Source organism: Sporichthya brevicatena (assembly GCF_039525035.1).
In the GTDB taxonomy this organism is placed as follows: Bacteria; Actinomycetota; Actinomycetes; order Sporichthyales; family Sporichthyaceae; genus Sporichthya; species Sporichthya brevicatena.
Genome location: NZ_BAAAHE010000026.1, coordinates 173,334 through 180,040 on the forward strand (window position 1 = coordinate 173,334; position 6,707 = coordinate 180,040).

Consider the following 6,707-nt stretch of genomic DNA (forward strand, 5'->3'; position numbering starts at 1 on the left):
TTCCCCGGTGGACTCCGCCCTCGATCCCGGTCTCGAGGCTCCCGAGGCGGCCGGTGCGTCGGATGAGGTTGCTGAGACGGAACTCGACGCCGCCCATGAGGGCGACGGCAAGTTCCAGGTTCACCTCGGCGTCTACGAAGGCCCGTTCGACCTCCTGCTGAACCTGATCGCCAAGCACAAGCTCGACATCACCGAGATCGCGCTGGCCAAGGTCACCGACGAGTTCATCGCCTACATCCGCGCCCAGGGCTCCGACTGGGACCTGGGCGAGACCAGCGAGTTCCTCGTCGTCGCGGCGACGCTGCTCGACCTCAAGGCGGCCCGGCTGCTGCCCGCGGGCGAGATCGACGACGAGGAGGACCTGGCGCTGCTGGAGGCCCGCGACCTGCTGTTCGCGCGCCTGCTGCAGTACAAGGCCTACAAGCAGGTGGCGTCGCAGTTCGAGGGTTGGATGGCGTTGGAGTCCCGGCGCTACCCGCGCACCGTGGGGCTGGAGGAGCCGTTCGCCTCCCTGCTGCCCGAGGTCCTGATCGGTCTCGGTCCGCAGGAGTTCGCCGCGCTCGCGATGAAGGCGATGGAGCCCAAGCCCGAGCCGGTCGTCTCGATCGCCCACCTGCACATGCCCAAGGTGAGCGTCCGCGAGCAGGCGGCGGTGCTGGTCGAGCGCCTGCGCCACTCCGGGGCGTCCACGTTCCGCGCGCTCGTCGCCGACGCGCCCGACACGTTGACCAAGGTCGCCCGCTTCCTCGCCCTGCTCGAACTCTACCGCGAGCAGGTGGTCGGGTTCGAGCAGCTGACGCCGCTGGGCGAGCTGCACGTCCGCTGGACCGGGACCGACGACGCCGAGGTCCAGGTCACCGACGAGTTCGACGAGGCACCCGCCATTCCGCACCAGCCGGGCCCCGCCCAACCGGGCGCCTCAGCACAGGAGGGGTCATGAGCATCGACATCGATGAGACCGTCGAGACCACGACTGGAGATGACATCTCCACCGAAACGGCCGAATCCGCTGGAGATGACATCTCCACCGCAACCGCCGACACCACTGGAGATGACATCTCCACCGAGACAGCCGCAACCGCTGGAGATGACATCTCCACCGAGGGTGACGCCGTCGAGGACGAGATCCCGGCGGGGGTCGTGGGGGGCCCGGACGGGCCGTCGCTGCGGGCGGCGGTCGAGGCCGTGATGCTCGTCGTCGACACCCCGGTGGACGCGACGATGCTGGCCCAGGTGTGTGAGCGGCCCCCGGCGGAGGTCGAGGAGTGCCTGCGGTCCCTGGCGGAGGAGTACGCCGCCGAGGGCCGAGGCATCGCGCTGCGTGAGGTCGCCGGGGGTTGGCGCTTCTACACGCGCGAGGAGTGCGCGCCGGTCGTCGAGCGATTCGTCCGCGACGGCCAGCAGACGCGTCTGACGCAGGCCGCGCTGGAGACCCTCGCGGTGGTGGCGTACCGGCAGCCGGTGAGCCGGTCGCGGGTGTCCGCGGTGCGTGGCGTGAACGTCGACGGCGTCATGCGGACGCTGCTCGCGCGCGGGCTGGTCGAGGAGGCCGGCGCCGAACCCGAGAGCGGCGCGACGCTGTACCGGACCACCAACCTGTTCCTCGAGAAGCTCGGGCTCAACTCGCTCGACGAGTTGCCGCCGCTGGCGCCGCTGCTGCCCGACCTCAGTTCCCTCGAGGGCGACCTCGACCTCCCGAGCTCCTAGTGGACGACGACATCAACATCAACGACGGCAACATCAACGACGGCAACAGCGACGGCGACGACTTCGACACCGCCGACGACACGACCGCCGCCGGCACGCCGGTCCGCCTGCAGAAGGTGCTCGCGGCCGCGGGTGTCGGCAGCCGCCGCGCCTGCGAGGACCTGATCGCCGAGGGCCGGGTGGAGGTCGACGGGCGGATCGTCACCGAGCTCGGGACCCGGGTGGACCCGGACACGGCGATCATCCGCGTCGACGGCTCACGGCTGCCGACACGCACGGGCATGACGTACCTGGTGCTGAACAAGCCCAAGGGCGTCGTCTCGACGATGAGCGACCCGGAGGGGCGTCCCTGCGTCGGGGACTACGTCCGTGACCGGAAGGAGCGGCTCTTCCACGTCGGTCGCCTCGACACCGACACCGAGGGCCTGATCCTCCTCACCAACGACGGGGAGCTCGCGAACCGGCTGTCGCACCCCCGGTACGGCGTCACAAAGATCTACTTCGCCGACGTCCCCGGCCCGCTCCCGCGCGATCTCAGCCGCACGCTGAAAGCCGGCGTCGAGCTCGAGGACGGCGTCGCGCGCGCCGACAAGTTCCGCCAGATCGGTCTGGTCGGCGGGCGGGCCCAGGTGGAGATCGAGATCCACGAGGGCCGTAATCACATCGTGCGCCGCATGCTGGAGGCCGTCGGGCACCCGGTGTCGCGGCTGGTCCGCGTCCAGATCGGCCCGGTGAACATGGGCAACCTCGCCCCGGGCCGGATGCGCCACCTCACCACGCACGAGATCTCGGCGCTGCTGACGGCGTCCGAGTCGACCGACAAGCCCCGCAAGGCCCCGGCGAAGGTCCCCGGGACGACCGCCGCCAAGCCCGCGGCGAAGCGCGGCGGCAAGCGGCCGGACCCGGCGAGGAAGAACGTCGGCGCCCCCTCGGTCCGCAAGGCCGCCGCGGAACGCAAGGCCGCGACCGCGAAGCAGGCGCCGGCCAAGAAGGCGGCAGCGAAGAAGACCGTGGCGAAGAAGACCGTGGCGAAGCAGACCGTGGCGAAGAAGACCGCACCCCGGCCGAAGCGTCCCCGCGGCTAGGGTTTGCCGCGCACGAGACAGCAACGAGGGAAGGTTCGAACGTGGCGGTGCGGGCGATCCGCGGTGCGGTGCAGCTGGACTCCGACGAGCGGGAGCACATGCTCGCGTCGGTGGCGGAGCTGGTCGGGGCGGTGCTCGAGCGGAACAAGCTGGCGGTCGACGACCTGATCAGCATCGTGTTCACCGCGACGCCGGACCTGCACTCGGAGTTCCCCGCGGTCGGGGCCCGGGACATCGGGATCACCGACGTGCCCCTGCTGTGCGCCCAGGAGCTCGAGATCGCCGGGGCGATGCCGCGCGTGATCCGGCTGCTCGCGCACGCCGAGACCGAGCTGACGAAGGCCGAGATCTCGCACGTGTACCTGCGCGGCGCGGTGGCGCTGCGCAAGGACATCGCCCAGTGAGCCGGGTTCCGTGACCGAGCTCCCGGCCCTGGGCAGCGTCCTGGTGGTCGGGACGGGGCTGATGGGCACCTCGGTGGCCCTCGCCCTGCGCGGCCACGGCGTCGAGGTCCACCTGACCGACCGCGACCCGGCGGTCGCGGAGATGGCCGCTGCGTTCGGGGCCGGCACCGTCGCGGGGCCGGACACGCCCCCCGCGGACCTGGCCGTGATCGGCGCCCCGCCGGCGGCCGTGCCGGCCGTCCTGGCGGACCTGCAGCGCCGCGGCGCCGCGGCGGCCTACACCGACCTCGCCTCGACCAAGAGCGGCCTGCAGCGCGCCCTGGAGGGCGCCGGGGCGGACGCGACCACCTTCGTCGGCGGCCACCCGCTGGCGGGCAGCGAACGGTCGGGCCCGACGGCGGCGCGGGGCGACCTGTTCGAGGGCCGTCCCTGGGTGCTGACGCCGTCGGCGGACAGCGCGCCGGACGCCGTGGCGGCCGTGCGGGAGCTGATCCGGCTCTGCCGCGCCAACGCCGTCGTCATGGACCCCGAGGAGCACGACCGCGCCGTCGCGCTGGTCTCGCACGCTCCGCAGGTGCTCGCGAGCCTGGTCGGGGCGCGGCTCGTCGACGCACCCGAGGACGCCGTCCAGCTGGCCGGGCAGGGAGTCCGGGACGTCACGCGGATCGCGGCGTCGGACCCGGCGCTGTGGACCGAGATCCTCGGCGGCAACGCCACGGCCGTGGCCGACGTGCTCGACGGCGTCGCGCGGGACCTGGAGGCCGTCCGCCAGGCGCTGCGGGCGGGCGACATCTCGCCGGTGACGGCCGCGCTGCAGGCCGGGAACGCCGGGCGGGCGCGACTGCCCGGCAAGCACGGCGGGGAGCCCGCGAAGTACACCTGGGTGCCGGTCCTGGTGCCCGACCGGCCGCGCGAGCTGGCCAGGCTGATGACCGACGTCGGTGACGCGGACTTCAACATCGAGGACCTGGAGATCGAGCACTCGCCGGGTCAGCCGGTGGGTCTGGCGCGGATCGCGGTGCGCCCGGATCGGGCAGAACCGCTGGTCGCGGAGCTGCGCTCCCGCGGATGGACCGTGCATTGGTGAGCGTCACAAGGTCGTTTTCGCAGGTCAGCGCCGATGTAGAGGTAGGATGGTTGCCCGTGGAGACCGCGCCGATCGTGCTCGCGATGGACGGACCTTCGGGGTCCGGCAAGTCCAGCGTCTCCCGTGAGGTCGCCGCGACCCTCGGATTCCGCTACCTCGACACCGGCGCCATGTACCGGGCGATCACCTGGTGGATGCTCCGCGAGGGCGTGGACGTCGACGACGCCGAGACCGTCGGCGCCCTGGCCGGCAAGCCCGAACTGCTGATCGGCACCGACCCGACGGCTCCGACCATCAGCGTCGACGGCACCGACGTCTCCGCCCCGATCCGCGGCCGCGAGGTGACCGGCGCCGTGAGCGCGGTCAGCGCCGTGCCGGCCGTCCGCGCCCGTCTGGTCGCGATGCAGCAGCAGATCATCGCCGGGACGTTGGAGCAGGGTCAGGGGATCGTCGTCGAGGGCCGGGACATCGGCACCGTCGTCGCCCCCGAGGCCCCGGTGAAGATGTTCCTCACCGCCTCCGCGGACGCCCGCGCCAGCCGCCGGACCCGCGAGGTCCTCGACACCGGCGAGAACGCCACGGTCTCGGAGATGCACGCCGACATGGCCCGCCGGGACCGCCTCGACTCCTCCCGCGCCGCCTCGCCGCTGACCCAGGCCCCGGACGCGGTGCTGCTCGACACCACCCCGCTCGACAAGGACGGCGTCGTGGCTGCCGTTCTGGAGCAGGTCCGCCGTACGCTGCTGCAGCCGGTGAGCGGCACGTCCTGACGGAGGCGGCATGACCGTCCGCATCTCGTTGCTGGGCGGTCTGCGCGTCCTCGTCGACGGACGTGAGATCGACGCCTGGCCCGGACGGCGGCCGGCCGAACTCGTCGCGCTGCTCGCGCTCGCCGAGCGCCGGTCGCTCCTGCGCGACCAGGTGCTCGACGCGTTGTGGCCGACCCTGGAGCCGGAGGCGGCGGCCGCCCAACTCCGCAAGGCGGCCCACCACGCGCGGCAGGTGCTCGGGCGGGACGACGCGGTCGTGCTGGCCGGCGGGCGGGTGACGCTCTTCGCCGGATCCGGGGTCGAGACCGACGTCGACGAGTTCGAACGGGCGGCCGCGGCGGCGCTCGCGACGGCGGATCCCGCGGCGTGCGCGGCCGCGGCCGAACTGGCCACTCGTGACCAGCTGCCCGACGCGCGGTACGAGGACTGGGCGGCCACCCGCCGCGAGCACGTCGACCGCACCCGCGTCGCCCTGCTGCGGCGGGCGGGGGACTGGGAGGCGGTCGTCGAGGCCGACCCCGCCGACGAGGAGGCATACCGGGAGCTGATGCGCGCGGCGCTCGCCGCGGGGAACCGGCACGCCGCCCTCCGCTGGTACGGGCGGCTGCGTGCCGCCCTCGCCCGCGAGCTCGGCCTGCGGCCGGACGCCGAGAGCGTCGCCCTCTACGACCGCTGCGTCCACGGGCTCGCGCCGGAGCGACCGGCGATTCACGGGCGCCAGGTCGAGCTGGCGACCGTTGAGCGCGCGTTGGCGACGACCGCCGGCCGGGGGTCGGGTCTGGTGGCAGTCCGCGGCGAGGCCGGTATCGGCAAGACGGTGCTGTGCCGTGAGGTGCAGTCGATCGCTGCCGAGCGCGGCTGGCAGACCGTCACCGTCGCCGCCCGGGCGGGGTGTGGCGCCTACGGCCCGCTGGTCGAGGCGCTCGAGTCCGTGGTCACCGCCGACCGCCACCTGCTCGACACGGTGACGGTGCAGGTGCGCTCCACGCTGGCCGAGCTGACGGAGGTCGCCGCCCCGGCGCCGCCTCCCGCGGGCGTCACCCGGCACATGGTGATCGGAGCGGCCCACCGGGTCCTGATGAGCGGTCCGCGGACCGGCGTCGTGCTGATCGTCGACGATGCCCACCTGGCCGACGACGGGACCGTCGAGGCCTGCGTCCAGCTGGCGCGGACGCGCGGCGCGCGGCCGCTGCTCGTCGTCCTGGCTTACCGGGCCGAGGCGGCGCGGCCTGGCCTGACCACGGGCGTGGCGGGGCTGGCGCACGCGGAGCGCGCCGACGTCATTGAACTCGGACCGCTTCCGCCGGAGGACCTCGTGGCGTTGGCCGGCGACGCTCCGCCGGACCGGGTGGCGGCCGTGGTCGAGATGGCCCGGGGCAATCCGTTCTTCGCCCTCGAACTGTTGCGCACCCCGACCTCCGGCGTTCCGCGATCCGTCTGGGACGCGGTGACCGCCCGCTTCCTCGACCTGGACTCCTCGACGGTGGCGATGCTCCGGCGCCTCGCCGTCGCCGGCGAGGACCTCGACGTGAGCGGCGTGCTCGCCATGACCGGACTCGACGAGGCCGACGCGTTCGCACTGCTGGACGCCGGCCTAGGGCGTGTCTCCTAACCCGGTGGCCCAGATGACGATCGCCCGCAGGACCGCGCCGCC

The 6,707-nt window shown here is 73.3% G+C and carries 7 protein-coding genes; all 7 read left to right on the forward strand.

Annotation, left to right across the window (positions count from 1 at the left end; translation table 11 throughout):
* The first annotated feature begins 7 nt into the window (after positions 1-7).
* The 7 genes from ABD401_RS16425 to ABD401_RS16455 all read left to right on the forward strand — a co-directional run bounded on the left by ABD401_RS16425 (position 8) and on the right by ABD401_RS16455 (position 6,665).
* Positions 8-940 (forward strand): segregation and condensation protein A, encoded by a 933-nt coding sequence (locus ABD401_RS16425; protein ID WP_344606642.1) that lies wholly within the window; start codon positions 8-10, stop codon positions 938-940.
* Positions 937-1,707 carry an SMC-Scp complex subunit ScpB gene (gene scpB, locus ABD401_RS16430; protein ID WP_344606644.1) on the forward strand — a complete coding sequence of 257 codons (771 nt, stop codon included), beginning with the start codon at positions 937-939 and terminating at the stop codon, positions 1,705-1,707. Before ABD401_RS16425 ends, scpB begins: the two co-directional genes overlap by 4 nt.
* On the forward strand, positions 1,707-2,792 hold the full coding sequence (locus tag ABD401_RS16435) for a pseudouridine synthase (protein WP_344606646.1): 1,086 nt from the start codon (positions 1,707-1,709) through the stop codon (positions 2,790-2,792). Before scpB ends, ABD401_RS16435 begins: the two co-directional genes overlap by 1 nt.
* Before the next feature lie 41 nt (positions 2,793-2,833).
* Positions 2,834-3,196: a chorismate mutase gene (gene aroH / locus ABD401_RS16440; protein ID WP_019877100.1), complete on the forward strand. Its 363-nt coding sequence runs from the start codon at positions 2,834-2,836 to the stop codon at positions 3,194-3,196.
* A 10-nt stretch (positions 3,197-3,206) separates the two neighbouring features.
* The gene (locus ABD401_RS16445) at positions 3,207-4,283 is read left to right on the forward strand and encodes a prephenate dehydrogenase (protein ID WP_425566179.1); all 1,077 of its coding nucleotides are present in this window, start codon (positions 3,207-3,209) and stop codon (positions 4,281-4,283) included.
* 83 nt (positions 4,284-4,366) lie between these two features.
* A complete protein-coding gene (gene cmk, locus ABD401_RS16450) occupies positions 4,367-5,053 on the forward strand; it encodes a (d)CMP kinase (protein WP_344606665.1) in 687 nt (228 codons plus the stop codon).
* Positions 5,054-5,063: 10 nt separating this feature from the next.
* Entirely contained in the window at positions 5,064-6,665 is a 1,602-nt protein-coding gene (locus ABD401_RS16455; RefSeq protein ID WP_344606649.1) for an ATP-binding protein, read from the forward strand.
* Positions 6,666-6,707: the final 42 nt, after the last annotated feature.